The organism is Natronorubrum halalkaliphilum (assembly GCF_009834785.1).
Taxonomy (GTDB): Archaea; Halobacteriota; Halobacteria; order Halobacteriales; family Natrialbaceae; genus Natronorubrum; species Natronorubrum halalkaliphilum.
The window spans coordinates 158,741-182,575 of the sequence record NZ_WUYX01000053.1 but is presented as its reverse complement, the minus strand read 5'-3'; the positions used below and the strand labels follow the sequence as shown (position 1 = coordinate 182,575).

The window sequence follows — 23,835 nt, the reverse complement described above, 5'->3', positions numbered from 1 at the left end:
ATGCCCCTCGAGACCTCCTTCCAGCGGCGCTCGTTGCCCCTCGAGTACCCCTTCACGATCGCTCGCGGGACGGAAACCGAGGCCGAGGTCGTGACGGTACACATCGAAGACGAGGACGGACGGGTGGGGATCGGCGGGGCCGGCCCCTCTCCCCACTACGGGGAAACCCCGGCCACCGTCGAAGCCGTGCTCCCCGACTTGCTCGCCGTCGTCGAAGACGTCGACGACCCGCACAGTCTGGCGCGGATCGAACGTCGCATGCGCGAGACGATCGAGCGCAATCCGGCGGCCCGCTGTGCCGTCAGCATCGCACTCCACGACCTCGTGGCAAAGCGACTCGACGTGCCACTGTTCCGCTACTGGGGACTCGACCCCGCCGACACGCTCGAGACCTCCTACACCATCGGCATCGACGACATCGAGACGATGCGCGAGAAGACGGAAACCGCACTCGAACGCGGCCACGACGTCCTGAAGGTCAAACTCGGCACGGATCGTGACATCGAGATCGTTCGAGCGATTCGCTCGGTCGCCCCCGACGTTCGCCTCTTCGTCGACGCGAACGAGGCCTGGTCCCCGCGCGAAGCCGTCGCGAAGATCGACCGCCTCGCCGAGTTCGACCTCGAGTTCGTCGAACAACCCGTCCCCGCCGGGAACCCCGAGGGACTGCGGTTCGTCACCGAGCGCTCAGCGCTGCCGATCGCCGCCGACGAGTCCTGTGTAACACTCGAGGACATCCCACAGATCGCGGACCGCTGCGATATCGCGAACCTGAAACTGATGAAATGCGGCGGGCTGCGCGAAGCAATGCGGATGATCCACACCGCTCGCGCACACGGCCTCGAGGTCATGCTGGGCTGTATGTCCGAGTCTAACGCCTCGATCGCCGCGGCTGCACACCTCGCGCCGCTGCTCGACTACGCCGACCTCGACGGATCGCTGTTGCTCGACCGCGACCCCTACGACGGCGTTGCGATGCCCGACGGTCGGATCGACCTCGCCGGGCTCGACCGATCGGGAACGGGCGCGACGCTCGAGTAGCCACGCGAGCAGAAAGTCACGCGAATCCCTAACTGGGGTTTACCACGACCGTCGGTGTGGGGTTGCTGGTATGCACGACAGCAACGGCAGTCTGAACGTCTCGCGGCGGGCGCTTCTGCGAGTTTCGGCGGGGACGGCCGCGTTTTCGGCGGTGGGAACGGGACTGGTGAGTGCCGACGGCGGTACCGGAGGCTCTCGGGACTGGTTCGACCGTCGCTGTCCCGACGCGACGCTCGAACCGAGTATGGGTCACTGCGCGGGGGCGAGCACGGACGGCTGCGACGACGACCACCCGGAGACCGTCGAACTACAGACGGCGGTTCGGGCGTCGCTCGAGGAGCGCTATCCCGATGCCGGCGCGCTGGTCGAGGCGGGGTACAAACCGTACTTCGATACGCTCGATCGGGACGCGGACGGCTGGTCTCACTGGATCAATCCGGACTACGTCGGCGACGATACCGTCATGGACCCCGACCGGCCGGAGTCGGTGCTGGTCGACAACGAGTCGTGGCGCTCGATCGGTGTCATGTTCGTCGCGACTCGAGGCGGAGAGTCGCTCGAGTCGCCGCCGGCGGTGTACGACGAGGGGGATGCGGACGACGGAGACGACGTTGGATCCGATGGTGGGACTGATCACGAAGGCCATAGCGGTCACGACGATCACGAGAATCACGGGAGCGACGATCACGAAGGCCACGGGAGCGACGACCGCTGTTCGCCGTGGCACTACCACGCCGGCCTCCCCGGACGCTTCGCGTGGTGGTACTACCGACAGGCCTACGAGCAGGATTTCGCCGACGGCGACCTGCAGTTGCCCTGCCGAACGCCGTGTATGATGCACGTCTGGTCGGTCGATCATCCCGAGGGGGTCTACGCCCACGACGGCCCGCCCGCGGCGTACCGCGAGCAGGAACCCGCCGACGATCCCGGCTTCGAAACCGACGCCAAGCCCGGTTCCGACGAACTCGGCTGGGACGTCCTTCCCGACGACCTCGTCCCGGAACAGCGGCCGGAGGATCTCGCGGCGCTGATACCAGGGCTGTAGCCTTCGGAAGCGGTGAGAACGGGGTGCGTTTCACGCATCGAGCGAAGCGACGATCCGATCGACGGCCGCTTCGACCCCACACGCGTCCGTGTCGATCTCGAGTGCGTCCTCTGGGTCGTCGAACTCCCGGTACACGACGTGGACGCCCTGCTCTTCGATCGGATCCGACCGCGATCGGTTTCGCTCGAGGCAGGTCTCGAGGCTCGCCGTGACGTGGACGAACCGGACGGTTCCGAGCGTTTCGAACTGCACCTGCCACTCGCGCTGGTAGAAGGTCCCGTCGACGATGGTAATCGCGTCCGCGGGGTCGTCGCTGACCCGCTCGTACAACTGCTCGTAGGTCCGACTCGAGAAGTCGTCGGAGTGGTGGAGTCGAACCGGCCGGTCGCGGGACTCGAGTCGCCGACGGAGTCGCGCGGCGATCGTGGTCTTCCCCGCACCCGGCGGTCCGCAGATCAGGAGGATCACGCCACGGTCACGTGTGGTGATAGCGGGGTCGGGCCCTAACAGTCGTCGGATTCGTTCGCTTCCGCCAGCAGTCGGACCGGTTGCAGCCGTTCCGATCACCTATTGGGTCCCGACCACCGACTGTCTGCCAGTTCGGTACCGGACCGCGAACCCGCTCTCACCGATCAGTCGAACCAGTCGCTGTTGAGCCGTTCGTCACTGCTCCGTTCGGTAGTGTCCCGCTGTGTCCCCGTCTCGAGTTCCGCTTCCCCACCGATTTATCCGCTGCGGTCGATGCCTCGCGTATGGGCTACAACACCGCAGCCAAAACCGATCCGGAATCAGTCATCGACGAGGAGTGGGGCGGCATGTGGTTCCTCAAGGAGACGCTCGAATCCGACCACGTCGGGTTCTCGATCCTCGAACTCGAGCCCGACGGGAAGGGGATGGAACACGACGAAAGTGACAGCGGCCAGGAAGAGATCTACTACGTGGCCGTCGGCACCGCCGAGATCGAGTTACCCGATGCGGACGAGACGGTGACCCTCGAGGAAGACGAACTGATCCGCATCGATCCCGGGGAGTCTCGCCAGATCTGCAACCGAAGCGACGAACGCGTGAAACTGGTGTTGGTCGGCGCGCCGCTGTAACCGCGTTTTCGACAGACACAGGGCCGCCATCGGTTCTGTTCCGGAGTGTAGCGGCAAACGAACGTACTGCTCACACTGGCAAGGGAGAGTGTCGCCGCCTCTCAATCGATTCTCTCGTTGACGCCGTCACTCGCTGATCCAGCGGAAGATCCAATCGGGTAGACCAGTTAGATGACGTCGTCAGGATCGTGAGCATCCGCCATTCGTCGGGCTTCGGCGGCGTACTGCTCCCGTAGATCCGAATCGTCGACGCTCCCGAGATTATCGGGATCGGCGTCGACCGCGGCGGTTGTGTCTCGAGCGTCCGTAAACGAGGTGAGTGCGCGTTCCTTGCGGAAGTAGCGCTCGCCGTCTGTGGTCGCGTAAGTGAGGATGATCAGATTCTGCTCGTCGTCGGAGTACGTTCGTTCGACTAACCAGACGCGAACGGTATCGGACGCGGTACTCGTCATGTCGATATCTTGGGCGACGAGTCCGAAGTAATTGGGCTAACAGCAACCCTACTCCCAGTCGATCTCCTCGCCCCGACTCGAGTCCCGCAGGATAAACGGACCGATTGCCAGCGTCCGCTTGGCCATCGTCGCGATCCGCAGGATAAAGGCGATCAACAGGAGGAACGGCGTGACGGCGATGGTCGCGGTGACGGCGACGATCCAGACGATCGCGTCGATGCCGAGTACGGTTCCGGTCACGGCGTCGGCGTCGAAAAAGAGCAACATTGACATCGCCACGACCAGCGCGGGAACGGCGACGTACATCATCGCCCGCGAGAGGTTGATCAGCTCCCACTGGAAGTACAGCGTCTTGAAGTGTTCGCGGGCGAGGCCGAACAGTTTGAGCGACTCGAGGAGTTCGTCGTAGGCCTCGCGGGCCTCGTCGTCGAAGGAGTCGACGTGGGCGTTCTTGATCCGCCGCGCCCGGAAAATCTTCCAGGAGTAGTTGTAGTCCAGTGCGGCTTTGACGACGTCGTAGGTCCCAAACTGTGCGTTGCCGAGATCGTCCCGGATCGAATCGGCGTGGGTCGTCAGGTTGTCGACGAAGTCGTCGACGCGGTCTTTGAGTTCCTCGTCGCGGCTGTCGGAGACGGCCTCGCGAAAGTCGGTCGCGCGCTCCTCGGAGGCGGCGATGATCGACTGGACGAACGACGCCGGCTCCGGCGGGCTGATCGGCGCGTCGATCGAACTTTCGACGTCCTCGCGGAAGTCGATGGCTCCCTCGAGTCGTCCGCGCTGGTCTTCGACGGCTCCGAGCTCCTGGGATAGCACCAGCGAGTTGATGGTCACAACGAGGGTGACGCCGGTGATCAGCGCCGTGACGAGCGCCTGGAAGAGGGTGTGGACGGGCTCCTTTTCGCCCATCAGCGCCCGAAGCGAGACGGGGCTCCCCTCGCTGATGACGAGCAGACCGACGAAGACGAACAGCATGAGAACCGCGGTGACGAGCCACCGGTTCGCGTTCAGTAGAAGCTCGTGTTTCCAGGTGGGATCCTCGCTGCGCTCGGCCATCGTGTCGCTGGGCTGGGAGCCGTCGCCGCTCATTGCTCGCGGGGATACCACGATTGGGCGGAAATAGCTACGGCAGGCTCGCAGCCAGCGACGCGAGGTGATTCAGTGTCCGGACAGCGGGGCGAATCAGCCCAGATCCTCGTCCCGCTCGGACTCCCGGAGGATGAACGGCCCCATCGCCAGCGTTCGTTTGGCGACGGTGGCAATCCGCAGGATGTAGGTGATGAAGACGACGAACGGCGAGATGCCGACGACGAAGCCCGCACTGGTGATCCAGACGAGGTTGTCGACGCCGAGCGTCGTCCCCAGTAAGGTGCTCCCGTCGACGTACATGATCATGATCGCCATGACCGTCAGCGCAGGCACCGAGATGTACAGCAGCGCCCGCGAGAGGTTGATCAGCTCCCACTGGAAGTACAGCGTCTTGAAGTGTTCGCGGGCCGGCCCGAACAGTTTCAGCGTGTCGATCATGTGGTCGATCTTCTCGCTCGCCTCGTCCGAGAGCGAGTCGTCGTGCTCGTCGCGGATCTTGCGCGCGTCGTAGATCTTCCGCGAGTAGTTGAAGTTGAGCGCGTTCCAGATGACCTCGAAGGAACCGAACTGGGCGTCTTCGAGGTCCTCTTTGACGCTTTCTGCGTTCCCAGTCGTGTCTTCGACGTAGTCGGCGATCTTCTCTCGCAACTCCTCGTCGCGCTCGTCTTCCATCTCCTCTTCGAGTTCCGTTGCCCGCTCGGAGACGCCGTCGACGAGTTCGAAGAGGAAGGCGGCTGGTTCCGGCGGGCTCGCGTCCTCGGAGATCGTATCCTCGACGTCCTGCCGGAAGTCCATCGACTCCTGCATTCGATCGCGCTGCTGGCCGACCGCGCCGAGTTCCTGGGAGAGCACGAGCTGGTTGATCGTGACGACGATCGAGGTGCCCGTGATGATCGCGCCGATAAACGCCGAAAAGAGGAATTCGATCCCGTCCTGATTCTCGACGATCGTCCGCAACGGCGTGAGGTCGACCAGACTGAACGCGACGAGGACAACGTACACGATCAGGAGAATCGTCGCCGTAAACGCCCACCGGTTCAGTTGCAGCAGTACCCACAACCGAGGGCCACCCAGTCTACCCTTTCCCTCCGACCCGTCATCGTCGCTCGAGTTCGCGTCGCTCATCAACGAGTGAACGGGACGATATCGTCGGGCAAAATACCCTTCCCGGAAGACGACGGCTCCGGGGTCGTTTCATACGGATTGCTGTAACTATGTACCGCCGATCACCGACCCCGTCCCTGGTGATCGGCGGTCATTGACTACAGTAAACCGTATCAGTCACCCGTCGAAATCATTGCCGGGAACGTCGATGGCGGTCGACCGGCTCGAGTTAATACGCGATAACCGGATCAATCGACGTGACCGGTCGATAGTAAGGGACCGTAGAACCGATGAACGGGTGACGAACTTTTTGCAGTCGTTGTCCTTCCATCGGTACGATGAGCTTCCAAGTAAACAGTCCGACCACGTTCGGTATCGGCGGCTCTCTCAACTGGTTGGTCGGCGGCGCCGTCGGCGGGGCGATCGGCTCGCTCCTGTTCGGCGTCCTCCTGTGGCTGGTCGATCCGACGATCATCTCCGAAGGGATTCCCGCGATCTACGGATTGGAGCCCGCCGGCACCGCCGGGTGGCTGTTCCACTTGGGACACGGACTCGTCCTCGGGAGCATCTTCGGGCTCCTCGTCACCCGACGCCCGATCTTCGGGACGCTCATGGCGGACGTCGAGACCGGCTTCATCGACGCGATGGGTCCCGGCCTGCGACTGACACTCGCCGGGTTCGTCTACGGGCTGGCGGTCTGGGCCGTCCTTCCGGTGATCGTGTTGCCGATCTGGATGTCCCTCGGTATCGGCGACGCCGGCTTCCCGGCCTTCGCCTTCGGGACGCTCGTCGGACACCTGCTTTACGGCCTGTTGCTCGGCGCGCTGTTCGCGCTGATCGTCGAAATCGCAGCCGAGGCGGAAGCGGTCGACGCCCCGTTTGAGGAGGCCGGCGACTCGCCTCGAGAGTAGCCGGATCGGTTCCGGCCGTCGGTCCGCAGCGCCCGCTTTTCGCGCTTTTCGCGCTCATTCTTCGAAATCGACGCGCGGAACGAACGGCCCGAAGTCGGCCGTGTGGCTCGCGACCGGGGGCGATCCGGAACGTGTAGACCAGCCGGCGAAGCCGATGCCGATACAGACGAGATAGACGGCGAGCGAGAACAGCGCCGTGAGCGTGTACCGATTGCCGTCGAGAACGATCCACCGCTTGAGCGGCGATTCGCGAAGCCGCTCGTGAACGAGGTCGCTCCGCGTCACCTCCTCGTCGAATCGTTCGCCGTCGCTCATACTGTGGGTGTCCACGCACCGTCAAAAACGCTTTCGCGGTATTCGGGGCCCACAGGCCGCACATCCGCCCTCATTGGGCCCGAGCCAACCGGGATTTGCGTCCGTATCGACGATGATCCCTCGGAACGAGACGAACGGTACGACAGCGGCCACGAGACGACTCACACCGACGGCCATCGACGCGAACTCGAGGGCGACGATCAACGTTGGCACACGGGCCGTCGGGCGGTCGGTGTTCGATCAGGGCAACGACGCCGGAACGCCGATCACGGACCCGTTTTCGGAACCGGTGGTTAGGCCGGTGGCCCGATATGTTAACCGCTGTTACTGTTGGTGTTACTGTTACTGGCACCGCTATCGACAGTATCGTCCGTGACGTCGAACGGACCCGCGTCCGGATCCTTCTGGGGCAACATCGGGCCGACGGAGGCCGTTCGCCGAGTGACGGTCGCCGTTCGGAGAATAAACCCCGTGAGGAGGGCGAGAGGTAAGACCACGACCGCGACGAGCGCACTAATGACGACCGGGAGGTAGACGGCGCTGATCGTTGGCCCGGTGAGATCCGCGTAAATAAAGCCGATCATCATCGCTGATAGAATCGCCGGCACGCCGGTGTAGATGGTTAGTTGCGAGAATCGAGTAAGCTCCTTCTGCAGATAGGTGGTCTTGAAATGTTCCCTAGTCGTCACGAACAGCTCGAGAGAATTTATTAACGCGTCCAATTTCGTGAGCGCCTCGTCGGACAGCGACTCTTCGTACCGTCCGTGGAGATTTCTGGCGATATACAGCTGCCAGGCGGCGTCGTAGCCGATTGCGGCCGACACCGACTTGAACGTTCCAAATTTCGTGTGCTCGAGCGTTTCGTCTACGCGATCGGCGTTCTCTTCGACAGTGTTTGCATACCGAACGATCAGCTCCCTCGTTTCTGGATCGTCGTAGTCGCTGACGGCCTCGGCAAGCTCTCTCGCGTACGATCGGTTTGACTCGACAAGCAATTCGAGGAGACGTGACGGCGAAGCGGGACTCGCCGGCACGTTCGCCGCTTCGGCGACGTTGGTCCGAAAGTTCAGTACTCCCTCGAGTTGATCGCGAGCGTCGCCGGCGGACGCGAACTCTTGAGAGAGGATCAGCTGGTTGATCGAGACGACGAGCGTGACCAGCGAAAACGTTCCGGCGATCATTCCGCCGGCGAGTCGCGTGATCGAGTCGTCGTTGGTAAAGGAGATGAATCCGATCTCGTTCAGCGAGAGAAACAGCAAAAAGACCACAAGGGAGATGAGTGATGCGATGAATAGTCGGTCCCCATCGACCAGTATCCACTCTTTGACTCGCGTAGCCGAGTCCGTCCGTTGTCCGATGTCGGCTCCGTAGGACTCTAGCGTTTCGTCGGCCTCGGAAGACCCCATATCCTCACAGTTACCGCAGCCGACAATAAGCGCCTGCGTTGCACACACTGATATCGTGTTCGTCGCCGTACTGTGACGAGTTCGAACCGATTCCGGGGTCTCGGTCGTCATCGAGTACCGCCGGAAACTGACGGTTCAAGGCCTACACTGAAATGCGTCCGTACTGTCGATCCGATCATGACGAGTCACGCAAAACGCCCGCTACCGCGATTGCAGCGCCGAACGCGGGGTCGGAAACGATGACGCGACCGGCACTGAGTCGCCGACGCGTCCTCGCCGCACTCGGTGCCGGAACGGGAACGGCCCTCGCTGGGTGTACCGGCGACGGCGCCAGTATCGACGGTGATCCCGAGTACGAGTCCGGTGACGTCGGGGAGATCGACGGCGACGAACGTTCGCCCGAGCAGATGACGGCGGCGCAGTCCCTCGCCGAACAGGAGATCAACGAAGGGGTCACGCCGCTTGACGTAATTTCGCTTACCGATCACGAGTTCGTCTTCGAGGACGACTACCACGGTTCGACCGTCCAGGGAACCGTCGAAAACGCGGGCGGCGATCGAGTCGAATTCGTAGAGGTCCGCGTTCGGGTGTACAACGACGAAGGCGAGCAACTCGGCCGCTATCTCGATACGACCGGCGATCTGGAGGGCGAGGAGGACTGGGAGTTTCAGGTCGTCATCCTCGAGTCGCCCGAGGATATCGCCGACTACGATATTACGGCACTCGGAACGCCGACGTAAGTCCCGTCGGACGTTCGGTCCCGAGGAACGGAACCAAGTCTGGACGCCGTTGTCACTCGTGGACTTCCTCGAGCAGGTCTCGAACCCGGTCGTTGCGCTGCTCGAGTGCGTCAACGGCGGCATCGGGATACGTCTCGACCGGTTCCTCGAGGGCCGGCGCTTCGTCCGGATCCGGCCAGCCGACGACAATACTGCCGACCGCGCCCTCGGATTCGTAGGGCGTTGAGACGTAATCGAAGACGCCTTCGACGTCAAAGATGCGGTCGAACGAGTCCCCCGGAGCCAACTCGCCGCTGGTCCACGGCTCGGCGTCGCCGGGAATTCGCTGTTGAGTGCCGTGGCTGTCGGGATGATACGCGGCGATCTCGTGATCGCCGTCGTTGGCGACCCATTCGACGGTTCCGCCGTCGACGAGGTGGACGACCGGCGGATCGACGTGCTCGTCGCCGCTGCTCGAGAGTTCGACCTCGACGTACGGTTTGGGGTCCCCAAGATCGGGATCGTCATCGCCCACCGGTCCTCTCAGACAACCGGCGAAACCGGTCGCGAAAGCGGTGACGCTCGTCGTCAACAGCCGTCGTCGGGTTCGTCGTCCGCTCACAAAGAGGGTTGGTTGGCGAGCGTCAAAAGAACGCGGGCGCTACGCTACGTCGCCCCGCGTGTCCGCTCGCCGATTCGCTATTTTAACACCGATAGCCGACGTATCGACCTGCAGCGCGAGCGTTTTTGACCGTCCACATCGTCGTTTCGACCCACGTGCCAGACGTCGATCTCGAGATCGAAGATCCGGACGCCGATTTCGATCTGAAAGACGAGTATAGCGCGACCGTTAACGTCTTTCTTCACTTTACGGTTCTCGGGATGATAACGCTGGTTACCGGTCGGCCGTTTCTGTTTCCGAGCCTCGGGCCGTCGGCGTATCTGATGGCGACCGGTGAACAGCCGCGGGCGGAAGGCGGCTACCACGTGATCGGCGGCCACGCCGTCGCCGTCGTCTGCGGGATGATCGCGTACGCGCTGGTCGGCAACGAAGTGAGCGCGTACGTCGTCTTCGACCGTCCCGATATCGCCTTCTCGTGGGAACTCGTCTACCTGATGGCGAGTGCGACGATCGCGATGATGCTCACGACGACCACGATGCTCCTGACGAAGACGAACCACGCGGCGGCCTGTGCGACGACTTTGATCGTCGCGCTCGGCCTGATGGGCGGGATCGAGGACGCGGCTATCATCGTGGTCGCCGTCGCCATCCTCTGGTATCTCCACGACCGCGTTATCTCGACGCTCGCCAAGCGGTTCGGGTTCAAACCGCGAGACGCGCGGGAGTAGTAGTTTGCGACTCGAGTCGCCTCACTCGAGTTCGAGATCTGGGTCGAGATCGTCCTCGATGAGTTCGTCGTCGACACTTTCGTAGACCGTCTCGACGGGCACGTCGAGGGTGTATGCCGGCCGTCCCTTTCCGGTCGGTGACACCTGGTCCGTTTCGATTTCCTCGACGAACCCCTCGTCTTCGAGTCGGTACAACGAGCGCATAACGTCAGCTTCGGTGAGCGTGCCGACGACCTCGGTATCGATCGCCTCGAGTTGGGTCGTACACGCGTGTCGAAGCACGTGCGTCTGGACTGGCGTTTCGTCAGATCGGTGCAACTCGGCGACGCCGAGCAGGACAACCTGATTCGTGAGCGAGAGTGAATCGAACCCCGGTTCCGATGCCATAGGGACCGATTACACGCCGACCGTGGTAGTCGTTCCCCTTCTATACATTGTGAGCGAGCGGCCGTGGCATTGGACACAATCGGGGGCCATGACGAGACCCACTCTCTCGAGCGCGTGGATTACGTGTTTTCTTCGTCCTGTAGCTCCGCGAGTTCGGCCTCGACTTCGCTGTCGTCGACGTCGGCCTCGAGGTCCTCGAGTTCGTCCTCGTCGACCTCGGCGTCCACATCGGATGCCGGCTCCGACGCTGCTCCCGATTCCGAGTCTGACTGACCCATATCGGATTTGAGCGTCTCGAGTTCGGCTTCGACGCCGCTGCCGGTCGAGAGCTCCTCGAGTTCGCGGTCGATGCTGTCCTTGTCCGAGAGCACGTCGTCGAACGCGCCGGACTCGTGGAGTTCGTCGAGGGCGGCGGCCCGCGCCTCCATGTCCTCGGTTTGCTCCTCGGCGCGTTCGATCGCGCGGCCGACGTCTTCGAACTCTTCGCCCGTGGCCGTCATGGCCTCCGATACCGTCGAACTCGCCTTGGCGGCCTCGTGGCGGGCTTTCATCGTCTCCTTTTTCGTGCGGAACTCCTCGATGCGGGTCTGGAGTTCGTCTTTCTGATCGATCAGGCTGTCCTGTTGGCTCTGAAGCTGCGAGATCTGGCGTTCCAGATCCTCGATCTGGTTCATCTTCGTCTTCTTCTTTTCCAGGGCGCGTCGCGCCAGATCTTCTCGGCCCTGCTGGACCGCCGTTCGGGCCTGTTCGTTGTGTTTATCGACGTTGTCCTCGAGGCGTCGTTTCTGCATCTCGAGGCGCTTTTTCTGCGTTGTCAAGTCGGCGATACCGCGTTTGACCTGCTGGAGCTGGTCGCGCATTTGCTCGTAGGAGTAGTCGAGCGTTTCGGTCGGATCCTCGGCCCGGTTGAGCACCGAGTTGATCTTCGACCGGATGACGTAGGAGGTCCGAGAGAGGATGCCCATACTCGTACGTATCGCTCGTTACCCTTAAAAACATCACATCAACGACAGTCAGCGACGAAACCGACCCCGTGACCGGTCTCTCTCGCTGATTTGATTATCCCTCGCGGTGACGGGTGAGCCATGACCGACGTGCTCGTTCCCGGTGGTCGCGACGTCCGCGGGACGCTCGAGGAACCGGGCGGCAGCGGCGGTGGTGACCCGAATGCGATCGTCGTCGCCTGTCCGCCACACCCCCAACACGGCGGCAGCCGAACCGACTCTCGTCTCGTCGCGGTGAGCGAGCGGCTTCGCGAGACCGGCGTCGCCTGTCTCCGCTTCGATTACGGGCCGTGGGACGACGGCTACGGCGAGCGCGAAGACGTCCGTAACGCCGTTCGATGGGCCGCCGACCGTTACGATACCGCCGTCCCGATCGGCCTGTTCGGCTACAGCTTCGGTGGGAGCCTGGCCCTGCTCGCAGCCGCCGACGTCGACCGCGAAGTCGCCGCCGTCTCCACCCTCGCACCGACGGCCCGTATCGCCGCCGATCTCGATGCACTCGCAGCCCTCGAGGACCTCGCGTGTCCGGTACAGGTTTGCTACGGCGAACGGGATTCGACCGTCGACTGGGAACCGATCGTCGAGCGCGCTCGAGCGCGCGGTGACGCGGTCACCGCACTGCCGTCCGATCACTTTTTCGTCAGCAAGAACGAGACGATCGCCGACGAAGTCGGGGACTTTTTCGAGCGGACGCTGCTCGAGTCGGGGTGATCCCGGCTCGAACTACAGCATGCCGCTTCGATTTTGGCCTTCTGCTTACTCTCGGCCGTGACGGGTCAGACACTTCGAGAGCCCGATCAACTCGACGGGTTCGGAGTTGTCCGGCGAGTAGACGACCATCTGCCCCTTCTCCATGTAGGGCACCTTCGACTCGAGGTTGCTCGGGATGTTCACGCTCTTGATGGCGTCCTCGTCGCCGAGGTTGAGGACGATCGTCGTGTTGATCTGCTTGAAGACCGCGTCGTGGATGTCCTGCGGATCCTGCGTGATGAGAAAGAGGCCGAGTCGCTCCTTGCGGCCCTGTTTGGCCGCTTCGGTGAACTTCCGGATGACCTTGCCCGCCTGCACCGAATCGGCGTCGGTCAGGAAGTTGTGGGCCTCATCCATCCCGAGGACGAGCGGCGTCTCCTTGATCCGGTCGTAGGTCGGATCGTTCGAGAGCTTCTGGTCGATCAGCAGCGAGGAGACCGCGAGGACGATCGCCTCCGTCGCCCGGGTATCGTTGATGTGGTAGGTCGGGACGACGGTCAGCCCGCCGGGCCGGACGAACTCGTGGACGAGTTCCGTGATCGGCCGCGCGTCCTGGTCGAAGACGTGACCGAAGCCGAGCACGCGACGGCGGACGGCGTCGAAGGTCGCCTCGTGAACGCGCCCGGACTCGTCGAGTTCCTCGCGCAGCGCGGGGTCGTCGAGGAACGTCGTGAACTCCTCGTAGGTGCCGCCGTCCCCGTACTGCTTTCGGAACCGCGGCAGGAGGACGCTGACGAGCGCGCCGTACTGATTGTCGTTCAGCCCGCTCCCCGCCACCAGCCACGGATTCTCGTGGACCATCGAAAACGGGATCGTGAACTCGACCTGCTCCGCGCGGTGGTGGCCGGCCGAGTACGACGCCGATCCGACCTTCGGAACGAACGCCGTCGTGTCCTCGTGACCACCGTAGGCGATTCCCTCGCGCTCGAGTCGCCGCGCGAAGTCGTCGTCCAGCCCGGCGTTGTCGTCGTGCATCTGGGCGTACTCGTCTTGGGGGTCGAACTGGACGACCGCGGTACCGACCTCGCGGCCGTCGTCCATGGGATACGTCCGGCCGTCGGCGAGATACTGTCGGAGAATGTTCTTCGCGCCGTGGGTCTTCCCGGAGCCCGTCCCGCCGGCGATCAGCGTGTGGCGAAAGACGAGCGGGTCGCCGGCCTCGTAGTCGTCTTTCAGCCGGTAATCGATCGTCGGCGGCGACGCCGCGGTTCTCACTTTCTCCCCGCCGACCGAAAGGTGTCCGAGAAAGACGCCGTCTTCGGGCATTTTCAGTCCGGTCTTGATCTCTTCCGTGTCGTCGGCCGTCCGGATCACCGTCTGGGGTTTGGGAACGCGGTCGGTCATCCGCCGTTTTAATTCGCCGTCATCGTCATACAGCACGGCGACCGGTTCGAGACTCGCGACGAACTTGTAATCGGCCTCGTCGACCTCGTCCGTTCGCATCGCCCGGCGTGCGTGGATCTCCGTCGCATCGTCGGCGTGGTACTGCTGGGCGTACTCGAGGCCCGTAATCCGACAGAAAAGCGTCTCTCCGTCGGGATAGGGCGCGAGCAGGTAGCTCCCGATGCGGATCGACGACCGGTTCCCCTGCGTGACGTACGCGCGCAGCGTCGTGTCGTCTTCGTCCTCGGCGATGCGCAGTCCCTGGGAGACGCAGATCGTGCCGATACCGACGTCCTCGCCGCGCGGTTCGACGGGCGTGGGTTCGAAGTCGTCGCTCGAGTTCCCGTTCTCACCTGTCGGTGCGTCGGTACTGGACGCGGACGATCCCGTTTCCTCGGTATCGGTCGCCACGTCGTCTGTCGCACCGGAATCGGCATCCGAATCGGCGTTGAATTCGCCGAAGTCACCCAGATCGGTCATATCAGGTCCATCCGGCCGGGCCCTCAAACGCGTTTCCCTCCGAACGCGAGTGCGACCGGCGGAACTATCGCTCAGTAGTCGACGATTAGCGGGGCCTAATCTACCATATCCTCGAGAAAACGAGCGTTCGGCGAGCAAGGGCTGCCCACTACCCGGTTGTGCTGGGGGTCACACGCCGGCGAACGGGGACAGAGAGATAGAGAGAAAGACCGGTGCCACGACGGCGGGCCAGTGCGGTGATTACTGGATAATCAGCATCGGCTGGTCGCGACGGGAGACCAGTCCGGACTCGTGGTCGAACTCGAGGACGCCGAGTTCGGCCATCATGGGGAGATGGGAGTGGTAGAGCGAGATTTTCCCGCGTTCGGCGTCGGGCAGCGACGCGATGTCGTACTCGGCGAGTTCCGAAGCGAGTTGCTCGATCGACAGCGGCTGGGCGTGGTTTGCGAGCACGGAGAGCACGCGCATTCGGACCGGGTGGACGAGCGTCTCGAGCAGCTCCGACCCGTCCTCGCCGTCACACAGTTCGAGCAGCGCCGAGAGGTCGGCCGGGTGGATCGGCGGCTCGTCGACGAGCTCGGCACCGGTCTCTGTGTCCCAGTCGACGATGTCGTACTCGGCCAGCCGCGGGAGGTGGTTGTGAACGAGGCTGATCCGAACCTGGTGTCGGGCCTGCCCGTTCGAGACGTCGAACTGCTCGTTCTCGACGATCGCCGTCGTCAGTTCCGTCAGCGACAGACGAGTCTGGTGGGTACCGAGAACCTCGAGCAGGCGAAGCCGTCGCGGGTGACGAAGCACGTCGTAGCACTCCGTCGGGACGTTTTCGAGGGGGTCCCGCTCGCGGTCACCGCCGAAGTAGGCTTTCGAACTCATTACTCATTCCAACTGGTGCAGTGGGCATAAGCCCGTTTCCAAAACGATTTGGCTCGAGAACGAGAGCTTACTCGTGTAATACCAGAATAACTCCCGAGGACGGCTGAAATACCTGTATAGCGGGAATGGTACGGACTCCTGAAAACGTAATATAATTCCCATAATCGGTTTTTCCAACCGATCATCGTCGGAAGAGACGGCGGTTCCGCGTCGCCGATTCGGACTTGACCGCCGAAAGTGCGGGTCCTCTCGCAGCGTCTGGGTATGCGCCGCGGTCTTTTTGCGGTCGCGAGTCCTAGTACCGCGTATGATTCTGGTACGCGGACGTGCCGGCGGGACCGAACTCACTGGCACGCTGTACGAACGGGGTGAACAAGCGCCCTCCTTTCGCGGCGCACCCGACGAAGACGCCGCGTACGTGTGGGTCTGCGACGAGTTCTACGAGGTCGACAGCGGCGGTTCGATCCAGCAACTCGACGACCGCGAGGTCAACCTCGCGTTCGAATCGCCGATGCCGCGGGGGTTCGATACGCGCGAGCAGGCCATCGAGAGCGCCAAAGAACACCTCCGGACGCAGTTCGCCCGCATCGGCGTCGATCCGGACACCGTCGAACTCGACGTTGAACGGGGCGATGTCGCCACCGAGCGGTAAGTCCCACCGGTACGCGGGTCGAACACGTCGCCGCTCGAGTACGTCGAAACGCTCGTGGTAGTTGGTGGGAACGCGACTGTTACCATCGGTGGCCGCCCCGAAGAAGTACCGTCGGCTCGAGTCGATGCCGGCGCCTAATACTCCTCGTCCCACCGGTGATCGTCGTAGGTCCGGTCCTGGGACGTGTCGAACTGCGTCTCGAGGGTCTCGCGGAGGGATCGCTTCTCCGATTGGCCGATACGGGCGAGTTCGTCGGCCTTCTCGATGATCGTCGGCGGTCCGTGGGCGATGGCGACGTCCTGTAACAGCTGGATCGTCAGCGCCTCGCGGGTCTCCGGATCGCGGATGAACGCGTAGGGGGCTTCGACCCGATAGATGAGATCGTCGCGCGGATCGTAGACGATGCAGAAGGTCACCTCGTAGTCCTCGAGCGGACGGTTGCGCTCGACGCCGAGCGCGTCACCGTCGACCGACAGGGGCCGATCGACGCCGCCCCGAGAGCGGAACCAGTTCGTGTAGGTCAGCGCCGACGTGTCTCGCTCCCAGCGCTCGCCGTCGACGTCCGAGACGTACTCGCCGCGCTCGAGCAGCCGGGTAAACAGCGCCGAATCGTCGGTCCACGGGGTGGCGACGTCAATATCGCGCTTGTTCTTCAGCGTTCGGGTGATCACGCGCGTCGCCGGATTCTTGACGAACCCGACGAGGGGCACGTCCCGGTCGACGAACTCCTCGACCAGTCGAATGTAGTTCTCGAGGACCGTTGTCGGCCTTGGATCCTCGAGCAGGAAGTCCGCGAGGTCGGGATGCTGGTCGGCCCAGCGGAGCAGTCCGCGGGGATACAGCGGGCCGTCGAGGACGAGCAGGTCTTCGACAGTTTCGGCGTGATCGCGGGCGTGTTTGCTCTCGGCGAGGTAGAGCGCGAGTGCGTGGACGACGCCTTCGGCAAACCGCGGTAGCGGCGGAATCTTCACGGCGCGACTCCGGCTGTAGCCCTCGTCGAACTTCCCCCACGCCTCGTCGACGGTCATCGTCTCGTCGTTCGAGTGGACCGTCATCACGGTGGTCCGCGAGCGGTGGAGGTCCAGGTCGCTCGGCGTCGCGCTCATCGCGGCCTGCGCGATGTCGATGACGAGGCCGTTTTTGAACGTCGTCGGATTGATCGTCCCCGCGTCGAGACCGTGCTCGGTCGGGAACGGTCGGTCGTGGAGGGCAACGTCCTCGCAGTCGACGTGTCGGCGGACCCGTTCACCGACCGGGTCGACGACCACTCTCCCGTCGTCGAGCAGCGGGTCGAGGAACTCCGCCCAGACCGTCTCGGCGAAGGCGCGGCGGTCGCGCTCGTCGGCCCCGTGATCGATCCGTCTCGCGAGCCGCGCGATGCCGTCGAAGTGAACCGGATCGAGTGTCATATGCTGTGGCGCACAGTCCACCCGCAAAAAGTCAGCGGTCGGCTCGGTAGTCTCGTATTAACTCGAGGGCGTGTAAACTATTATCAGAAAAATTATATGTGGGTGGCGGATGAACGACGATATCCCGATGTCCGAACGTGGTGTGAAAGCGGCCGAAACCGAGACCGAGGCCGATCCGATCAACTGGCGGCGAGACGGTGCCGAAATTACGCTCTACGACGAGGCCAACGCCGACGCCTGGATCAGTCTGACGTTCGAAGCCGGCGTCCCGCCGGAGCACCGACTCTACATGATCTGTGACGACTGTGGCGCCGTCCTCGCTCAGCGGACCGCGCCCGGTCACGGTACCGTCTGTGGCGACTGCGGTGCGACGTTCGAACACTGACTGTTCGGCGTGATTTTTCTGACCGGGTCTCGAGTCTGAGCGGTTGTCTTCATCCCGTAGAGACAGTCACCGCTAGCGTGAAGAGCATTTTATAGCTGGTTGACGTTTGCTCGGGTGAGACGAACGGACGGTTCTCCGGTCCCGTTGAATTAGTGATCAGCTATGTGCGCTCAGACCGAAACTGCCGAGATCGATTCGGACCGCGACGCGACGACGATCAGGCTCGACGACCTCACCAAGCGATACGGCAACGTCACCGCTAACGACGCAGTCAGCTTCAGCGTCGACGCCGGCGAGATATTCGGCTATCTCGGCCCGAACGGTGCGGGGAAGACGACGACCATTCGGCTGCTGCTCGGCCTGATCAAACCGACCGCCGGTACCGCAGACGTGCTCGGCGCCGACATTACCGATCGACGAGCGCTCACCGAGGTGAAAGCCGATATCGGCTATCTGCCGGATTCACTCGGATTCGAGGAGCGCCTGACTGGACAGCAGGTCCTCGACTACTTCGCCCGGATGCGCGGCGACGAACGGCGAGCGGAGCTGCTGGAGCTGTTCCATCCGCCGCTCGAGAAGCCCGTCGAGACGTACTCGCACGGGAACAAGCGGATGCTCGGGATCGTCCAGGCGTTCATGCACGATCCGGAGCTGGTCATCCTCGACGAACCGACGTCAGGGCTGGACCCGCTCAAACAGGACCGACTCCACGCCTTCCTCGAGGACGAACGAGACGCCGGGAAGACGATCTTCTTCTCCTCGCACGTCCTCAGCGAGGTCCAGCGCGTCTGCGACCGGGTGGGGATCATTCGCGACGGCGGGCTGGTCGCCCTCGAGGATATCGACGACTTGCTCGAGCGCGGCGGAAAGGACGTTCGCGTGCACCTGGCCGAGCCGGTCGACGAGAAGCGGTTCACGACGCCGGCGATGATCGACGTCGAAACCGTCGACCGAACGGTTCGGTTCACGTACACCGGCGAGGCCAACGCGCTGTTGGGGCACCTCGTACGGTTCGATGTCGAGGATGTCGAGATCGCCGATCCACAGCTCGACGATATCTTCAAGCACTATTACGGGGACAGCACCCCCGGAGAGACAGGATGACGGCCATCCTGCGTGTCGAGTCGCGGAAGCTGGTCCGGGGAACGGTGATCCTGACCGGACTGCTCGTCGTGCTCTCGGCGTTTTTCTTCGTCGTCTTCCCGAGCATTCAGGAGGAGGCGGAGCTGTTCGAGGAGGTGTATCCGGACTACTTGCTCACCCTCCTGGGGATCGAAGAACTCCACACGATCGAGGGGTTCATCGGCGGCTACATTTTTCCGTTCATCTGGATTCTACTGGCCGGAATCTACTTCGCATATGTCTGTGCGGGCATGATCGCGCGAGATATCCGGACGCGACGGATGGATCTCACGCTCTCCAATCCGGTCTCGCGGGAGTCGGTCGTCCTCCAGAAGGTCGCCGCCCTGTGGGTCCCCGTCGTGGCGTTGAACGTTGGGATGATGGCCGTCTTGTTCGCCGGCGCGGCCGCCCTCGGTGAGCCGATCGATCTCGTCTCCCTCGCGATGGTCCACCTGCTCGGGGTTCCCTACCTGCTGGTCTGTGCCGGGATCGGTATCCTCCTCTCGGTCGTTGTCGATCGCGTCGAAACCGCCCAGACCACGGCGTTGGTCCTGGTGTTCGCGCTCTGGTTGGTCGACGGCCTCTCTCAGATGAACCCCGACTTCGAATGGATCGGCGATATCACTCCGAGTCGGTACTACGATCCGTCGGCGATCCTCGTCCGCGAGGAATATGCCCTGATAGACGCTACGATCCTCCTCGTGACGTTCCTCGTTCTGGTCGGCGTTGCCGTCCTCGCCTTCGTCCGGAGGGATATCTAGCATGACGGCTATCCTCCGCCTCGAGTCCAGAAAGCGCGTCCGTGGATCGGTCGTCCTGATCGCCGTCTTCGCCGTACTATCGGCCCTTTATTTCTCGATGTTCCCAGGGATACAGGAGGAGATGGACGTCTTCGAGGACGCGTTCCCGGAGTACATGTTCGACATGTTCGGGATTGAGCAACTCCACACCATCGAGGGGTTCATCGCCGCCGAGATCTACTCGTTCTTCTGGAGCCTCCTCCTCGCGATCTACTTCGCCTACGTCGGGGCCGGACTGATCGCAAGCGACGTCCAGGACCGAAAGATGGACCTCACGCTTTCGAACCCGGTCTCGCGGGAGTCGGTCGTCCTCCAGAAGGTCGCCGCCCTGTGGGTCCCCGTGGTGGCATTGAACGTCGGGGTCCCGATCATCGTTTACGTCGGCGCGCTCGTCATCGGCGAATCGTTCAACCCCGTCGCGCTCGCGATGGTCCACCTGCTATCGATTCCCTACCTGCTGGTCTGTGCCGGGATCGGCCTCGTGCTGTCCGTCGTCGTTGATCACGTAAGACGAGCCAGAGCGACGGCACTGACCCTGGTGTTCGTCCTCTGGCTGGTCGACAGCGTCTCCCGCGTGGATCCGGACTACGAGTGGATCGGTACGCTCACCCCGAGCCGATACTACGAGGAGACGGACATTCTCGTCCACGAGGAGTACGCGTTCCTCGACGCCGGCCTCCTCCTGGCGGTCTTTCTCGTTTTGATCGTCGTCGCCACTGTTGTTTTCACGCGCCGGGACATCTGAAATCGCCGCCCACTCTCTCGCCCACGTGCTGTCGCTCCCGACACCCACCCGTTAACACTCACCGTGCGATGAACGAGGGGACGGGCTATATTCAGATCGGCGGTGTGGAATCGTTTCATGATACTGAGTCGAAGAGACGCGCTGCGGCTCGCAGGGGCCACCGCGACGGCGACTGTTACCGGACCCGCGGTTGTCGCTCAGGACGACCCCGACGACGATCTCCCGGCGTACGACCAGTGGCTCACGCTCGAGGACGGCGCGCTCGAGTTCGCGTACCTCGATTGGGGTGCCCTCAGCGAGGTCGTTCAGGCCGATCTCGAGGAGGCGGACCCCGGTGAGGAGGTTCCGTCGGAGTACGAGACGGACCCGATGGTCGGGCCCGTCTCGGAGGCCGCGCTCTCGACGTACCTGTTCGTCGGGCTTTCGCTCGGCCAGTTCCGGCTCGGCAGACTCCTCGAGGAGGGCGCGTTCGAATCGACCGTGGACGGCCTGTTGCAAACGCCCGCCGCGTTCGTCGTTACGGGAGACCTGATGCCGGAAGAGATCGACGCGCAACTCACTGCCGAGCCCGAAGCGGAGTTCATCAGACAGTTCGAGTCGACCGACGAAATCGCAGGCGCGGATGTCTACACTCCGGTCGACGGGACCGATGACGCCGCCATTGCCGTTGACGACGATGCACTCGCGGTTGCCACCGCAGCGGAACTCGGCAGCGAGACCGAGCCGACGACGGCGCTCGAGACGACCGTCGGCGCCGCGGCGGGCGACGTTGAGCGGGCGACGGAGGAGTCAGAGCCGTTCGAGTGGCTCCTCGAGACTGCCGGGGGCGGCGACATCGTCGTCGGCCAGTACGGCGACCCGTCCGACCCCGAGTTCACGTTCGACGGACTCGAGGACGCCGAGGGGGTCGTCTCGTCGCTCACTGCCGCAGACGCGGAGACGGCCACCGGGGAGTTCGCGGCGCTCGTCGACGATCCGGACGAGGCGGCGCTCGAGGAGGTCATCGGCACCTCCGCCGACGAGCGAGATCTCGATATCGACGGCGACCGCGTGACCGCGACGGGCACCTGGCGCGAAGATATTACTGCGACTGCGGGGTCGGGATCGATGGACTAACCGCCGGCTCTCGCCGGCAGCTTACTCGAGAATTCGTTCCTGGACGTTCCCGGTCGGCATCATACACTGTTCTTTCTTGCCGAAGATCCGGTACCGGTGTTCGGCGACGAGATCGTAGACCCAGTTACGGAAACGACGCGGGAGGAATCGGGTGGGCCCGAGCAGCCGGTAGACCCCGCCCAAGTGCTGGGCGATGCGGATCACCGCACCGGATTTGACGTAGGCGTCGCCCCCCTCGATCAGGACCACGGAGTCGAGGTCGTGGTTCTCGAGGCCGTGCTCGGCGAGCAGTTCTTGCCCGACCTCGGATTGCAGCGACGCGAAGTGAAACTGCCCGTCCGTGTCTCTCGGGACGATGAACTGCACGAAGCCGTGACAGAGGTTGCAGACGCCGTCGAAGAGGACGATCGGAGCGCCCTCCGGAATGTCCGTGCCCATCGGATACCGGAGGTTGGGACGAGCGACAATTCAGCGTTCCGGTTGCCCCGATTCGGGCCGGGAGCGAGTTCGTTCGCCTCGCCGCACCCGTTCGCGCGACAACGACAGCTAATTACGGAGCGCAGGTGACCCGTCGCACATGGACGCAGCGCTGATCATCCTCGACGGCTGGGGACTCGGCGACGGGACGAGCAGGGACGCGGTCGAAGCGGCCGCAACGCCGAACTTCGACCGGCTGGCAGACGAGGGGGCGTACGGCACCCTCGAGGTCGCGGGCCGACGGGTCGGGCTTCCGGACGGCCAGATGGGAAACAGCGAGGTTGGACACCTGAACATCGGGGCCGGACGCGTGGTTCACCAGGAGTACACGCGCATCTCGGACTCGATCGCGGACGGTTCGTTTCGGGAGAACGACGCCATCAATTCGGCCTTCGATCACGCCCGTGAAAACGGGGGCCGCGTCCACTTCCTCGGCCTCGTCAGCGACGGCGGGGTCCACGCCGATCACGAGCACCTCCACGCCCTGATCGAACTGGCGGCCGACCGCGACGTCGAGGCCGTCACCCACGCGTTCACCGACGGCCGGGATACCTCGCCGACGGGTGGGCGAGAGTATCTCGCCGCGCTCGAGGACGTCGTCGATGAACACGGAACCGGCGACGTGGCCACCGTTTCAGGTCGATACTACGCGATGGATCGCGACCAGAACTGGGAGCGGACGAAGCGGGCCTACGATGCTATCGTCAACCGCGAGGGCGACTGGACCGCCGAGTCCGCCGTGGAAGCGGTCGAACGGTCCTACGACCGGGACGTGATGGACGAGTTCGTCGAGCCGACCGTGATCTCGGAGCAGCCGGCGCTCGAGGACGGTGATTCGGTCGTCTGGTTTAACTTCCGCTCGGACCGCGCACGGCAGCTGACTCGCATGCTCGCGGATATCCGACCCGAGGACTGGATCGACGAACTCGAGACCAGCCCGCCGGAGACGGCGGTCGTCATGCTGACCCAGTACGACAAAACGTTCGACCTCCCGATCGCCTACCCGCCGAACCAGCCCGAACAGGTGCTCGGCGAGGTGCTCGCCGATCACGGAAAGACGCAGCTCCGGATCGCCGAATCCGAGAAGTACGCCCACGTCACCTACTTCCTGAACGGGGGGCGCGAGGTCGAGTTCGACGGCGAGATTCGGAAGATCGTCGAAAGTCCCGACGTACCGACCTACGACCTACAACCCGAGATGAGCGCGCCCGAAGTGACCGACACCGCGATTGACACCGTTCGAGCCGACGATCCGGACGTGCTCGTACTCAACTACGCCAATCCCGACATGGTCGGCCACACGGGCGACTACGAGGCGGCCATCGAGGCCGTCGAGGCCGTCGACGCGCAACTCGGGCGACTCACCGATGCGCTCGAGGGGGCCGGCGCGCACGTTCTCATCACCGCGGATCACGGCAACGCCGACGATATGGGCACCGAAGAGAATCCGCACACGGCACACACCTACAACCTCGTGCCGCTGCTCTACCGTGCTTCGGACGGCACCGACGGCAGCCGAACGATCCGCGAGGGCGGCACGCTCGCCGATATCGCGCCGACGATGCTCGAACTGATCGGTCTCGATCAACCGCCGGAGATGACCGGAGAGACGCTGCTCGAGTAAGGCGCTCGGGGCTGTTGGGGGTTCGTTTTCCCGTTCGTTCGTGAGTTCGAGTACCAGCAGCGCGGGTCGCTATCCACTCGAGAGCGATTCGCCGATCGAACC

General features: G+C 63.5%; 27 protein-coding genes. 14 read left to right on the top strand and 13 right to left on the bottom strand.

The genetic code is table 11. The features are described 5' to 3' along the window. Complete coding sequence (locus GS429_RS16480) at positions 1-1,041, top strand: dipeptide epimerase (RefSeq protein WP_160066433.1); 1,041 nt, start codon at positions 1-3, stop codon at positions 1,039-1,041. 70 nt (positions 1,042-1,111) lie between these two features. After that, a complete protein-coding gene (locus GS429_RS16475) occupies positions 1,112-2,086 on the top strand; it encodes a hypothetical protein (RefSeq protein WP_160066432.1) in 975 nt (324 codons plus the stop codon). Positions 2,087-2,116: 30 nt separating this feature from the next. Here the strand turns inward: GS429_RS16475 and GS429_RS16470 are convergent, their stop codons facing one another. Next, positions 2,117-2,575: an ATP-binding protein gene (locus GS429_RS16470; RefSeq protein WP_328821447.1), complete on the bottom strand. Its 459-nt coding sequence runs from the start codon at positions 2,573-2,575 to the stop codon at positions 2,117-2,119. Positions 2,576-2,838: 263 nt separating this feature from the next. Here GS429_RS16470 and GS429_RS16465 point away from each other — a divergent pair, with 263 nt between their 5' ends. Then, positions 2,839-3,183, top strand: a complete 345-nt coding sequence (locus tag GS429_RS16465; RefSeq protein ID WP_160066431.1) for a cupin domain-containing protein — start codon at positions 2,839-2,841, stop codon at positions 3,181-3,183. A 167-nt stretch (positions 3,184-3,350) separates the two neighbouring features. On the opposite strand, the gene GS429_RS16460 is transcribed toward GS429_RS16465, so the two are convergent. The 3 genes from GS429_RS16460 to GS429_RS16450 all read right to left on the bottom strand — a co-directional run bounded on the left by GS429_RS16460 (position 3,351) and on the right by GS429_RS16450 (position 5,846). Continuing rightward, positions 3,351-3,635, bottom strand: coding sequence for a DUF7967 family protein (locus GS429_RS16460; protein WP_160066430.1), 285 nt, complete (start codon positions 3,633-3,635; stop codon positions 3,351-3,353). Positions 3,636-3,683: 48 nt separating this feature from the next. Beyond that, positions 3,684-4,721 carry a DUF7972 family membrane protein gene (locus GS429_RS16455; RefSeq protein WP_160066429.1) on the bottom strand — a complete coding sequence of 346 codons (1,038 nt, stop codon included), beginning with the start codon at positions 4,719-4,721 and terminating at the stop codon, positions 3,684-3,686. A 93-nt stretch (positions 4,722-4,814) separates the two neighbouring features. Continuing rightward, complete coding sequence (locus GS429_RS16450) at positions 4,815-5,846, bottom strand: DUF7972 family membrane protein (protein WP_160066428.1); 1,032 nt, start codon at positions 5,844-5,846, stop codon at positions 4,815-4,817. Between the two features lie 317 nt (positions 5,847-6,163). Here GS429_RS16450 and GS429_RS16445 point away from each other — a divergent pair, with 317 nt between their 5' ends. Further along, positions 6,164-6,736: a hypothetical protein gene (locus tag GS429_RS16445; RefSeq protein ID WP_160066427.1), complete on the top strand. Its 573-nt coding sequence runs from the start codon at positions 6,164-6,166 to the stop codon at positions 6,734-6,736. 54 nt (positions 6,737-6,790) lie between these two features. On the opposite strand, the gene GS429_RS16440 is transcribed toward GS429_RS16445, so the two are convergent. Together GS429_RS16440 and GS429_RS16435 are read right to left on the bottom strand one after the other, a co-directional pair. Next, positions 6,791-7,051, bottom strand: a complete 261-nt coding sequence (locus tag GS429_RS16440) for a DUF7972 family membrane protein (RefSeq protein WP_160066426.1) — start codon at positions 7,049-7,051, stop codon at positions 6,791-6,793. 314 nt (positions 7,052-7,365) lie between these two features. After that, on the bottom strand, positions 7,366-8,457 hold the full coding sequence (locus tag GS429_RS16435) for a DUF7972 family membrane protein (RefSeq protein WP_160066425.1): 1,092 nt from the start codon (positions 8,455-8,457) through the stop codon (positions 7,366-7,368). Positions 8,458-8,696: 239 nt separating this feature from the next. Between GS429_RS16435 and GS429_RS16430 the strand changes: the two genes are divergently transcribed. Continuing rightward, positions 8,697-9,197, top strand: a complete 501-nt coding sequence (locus GS429_RS16430; RefSeq protein WP_160066424.1) for an FxLYD domain-containing protein — start codon at positions 8,697-8,699, stop codon at positions 9,195-9,197. 52 nt (positions 9,198-9,249) lie between these two features. Here the strand turns inward: GS429_RS16430 and GS429_RS16425 are convergent, their stop codons facing one another. After that, positions 9,250-9,711, bottom strand: a complete 462-nt coding sequence (locus tag GS429_RS16425; protein WP_328821441.1) for a cupredoxin domain-containing protein — start codon at positions 9,709-9,711, stop codon at positions 9,250-9,252. A gap of 242 nt (positions 9,712-9,953) precedes the next feature. Here GS429_RS16425 and GS429_RS16420 point away from each other — a divergent pair, with 242 nt between their 5' ends. Further along, positions 9,954-10,526, top strand: a complete 573-nt coding sequence (locus GS429_RS16420; RefSeq protein ID WP_328821440.1) for an HPP family protein — start codon at positions 9,954-9,956, stop codon at positions 10,524-10,526. 21 nt (positions 10,527-10,547) lie between these two features. Here the strand turns inward: GS429_RS16420 and GS429_RS16415 are convergent, their stop codons facing one another. Beyond that, on the bottom strand, positions 10,548-10,913 hold the full coding sequence (locus GS429_RS16415) for a hypothetical protein (RefSeq protein ID WP_160066422.1): 366 nt from the start codon (positions 10,911-10,913) through the stop codon (positions 10,548-10,550). A gap of 119 nt (positions 10,914-11,032) precedes the next feature. Continuing rightward, positions 11,033-11,878, bottom strand: coding sequence for a PspA/IM30 family protein (locus GS429_RS16410; RefSeq protein ID WP_160066421.1), 846 nt, complete (start codon positions 11,876-11,878; stop codon positions 11,033-11,035). A 120-nt stretch (positions 11,879-11,998) separates the two neighbouring features. On the opposite strand from GS429_RS16410, the gene GS429_RS16405 reads away from it, so the two are divergent. Continuing rightward, positions 11,999-12,628, top strand: a complete 630-nt coding sequence (locus GS429_RS16405) for an alpha/beta hydrolase (protein ID WP_160066420.1) — start codon at positions 11,999-12,001, stop codon at positions 12,626-12,628. A gap of 45 nt (positions 12,629-12,673) precedes the next feature. Here the strand turns inward: GS429_RS16405 and GS429_RS16400 are convergent, their stop codons facing one another. Together GS429_RS16400 and GS429_RS16395 are read right to left on the bottom strand one after the other, a co-directional pair. Further along, positions 12,674-14,530 carry an ATP-binding protein gene (locus tag GS429_RS16400; protein ID WP_160066419.1) on the bottom strand — a complete coding sequence of 619 codons (1,857 nt, stop codon included), beginning with the start codon at positions 14,528-14,530 and terminating at the stop codon, positions 12,674-12,676. Between the two features lie 240 nt (positions 14,531-14,770). Then, positions 14,771-15,403 (bottom strand): DUF7344 domain-containing protein, encoded by a 633-nt coding sequence (locus GS429_RS16395; RefSeq protein WP_160066418.1) that lies wholly within the window; start codon positions 15,401-15,403, stop codon positions 14,771-14,773. Positions 15,404-15,710: 307 nt separating this feature from the next. On the opposite strand from GS429_RS16395, the gene GS429_RS16390 reads away from it, so the two are divergent. Further along, positions 15,711-16,055, top strand: a complete 345-nt coding sequence (locus GS429_RS16390; protein ID WP_160066417.1) for a DUF7113 family protein — start codon at positions 15,711-15,713, stop codon at positions 16,053-16,055. Between the two features lie 134 nt (positions 16,056-16,189). Here GS429_RS16390 and GS429_RS16385 read toward each other — a convergent pair whose 3' ends face one another. Next, positions 16,190-17,464 (bottom strand): DNA double-strand break repair nuclease NurA, encoded by a 1,275-nt coding sequence (locus GS429_RS16385; protein ID WP_160066416.1) that lies wholly within the window; start codon positions 17,462-17,464, stop codon positions 16,190-16,192. A gap of 109 nt (positions 17,465-17,573) precedes the next feature. On the opposite strand from GS429_RS16385, the gene GS429_RS16380 reads away from it, so the two are divergent. The 5 genes from GS429_RS16380 (at position 17,574) to GS429_RS16360 (ending at position 21,632) form a co-directional block, all read left to right on the top strand. Further along, on the top strand, positions 17,574-17,849 hold the full coding sequence (locus tag GS429_RS16380) for a hypothetical protein (protein WP_160066415.1): 276 nt from the start codon (positions 17,574-17,576) through the stop codon (positions 17,847-17,849). Between the two features lie 162 nt (positions 17,850-18,011). Continuing rightward, complete coding sequence (locus tag GS429_RS16375; protein WP_160066414.1) at positions 18,012-18,953, top strand: ABC transporter ATP-binding protein; 942 nt, start codon at positions 18,012-18,014, stop codon at positions 18,951-18,953. Then, positions 18,950-19,732, top strand: coding sequence for an ABC transporter permease (locus GS429_RS16370; protein ID WP_160066413.1), 783 nt, complete (start codon positions 18,950-18,952; stop codon positions 19,730-19,732). The genes GS429_RS16375 and GS429_RS16370 overlap by 4 nt, the downstream gene beginning before the upstream one ends. 1 nt (position 19,733) lies before the next feature. Next, entirely contained in the window at positions 19,734-20,516 is a 783-nt protein-coding gene (locus GS429_RS16365) for an ABC transporter permease subunit (protein WP_160066412.1), read from the top strand. 117 nt (positions 20,517-20,633) lie between these two features. Further along, positions 20,634-21,632 (top strand): hypothetical protein, encoded by a 999-nt coding sequence (locus GS429_RS16360; protein WP_160066411.1) that lies wholly within the window; start codon positions 20,634-20,636, stop codon positions 21,630-21,632. 21 nt (positions 21,633-21,653) lie between these two features. Here GS429_RS16360 and GS429_RS16355 read toward each other — a convergent pair whose 3' ends face one another. Further along, the gene (locus tag GS429_RS16355) at positions 21,654-22,070 is read right to left on the bottom strand and encodes a thiol-disulfide oxidoreductase DCC family protein (RefSeq protein WP_160066410.1); all 417 of its coding nucleotides are present in this window, start codon (positions 22,068-22,070) and stop codon (positions 21,654-21,656) included. Positions 22,071-22,209: 139 nt separating this feature from the next. Between GS429_RS16355 and gpmI the strand changes: the two genes are divergently transcribed. Continuing rightward, positions 22,210-23,733, top strand: coding sequence for a 2,3-bisphosphoglycerate-independent phosphoglycerate mutase (gpmI, locus tag GS429_RS16350; RefSeq protein ID WP_160066409.1), 1,524 nt, complete (start codon positions 22,210-22,212; stop codon positions 23,731-23,733). Positions 23,734-23,835: the final 102 nt, after the last annotated feature.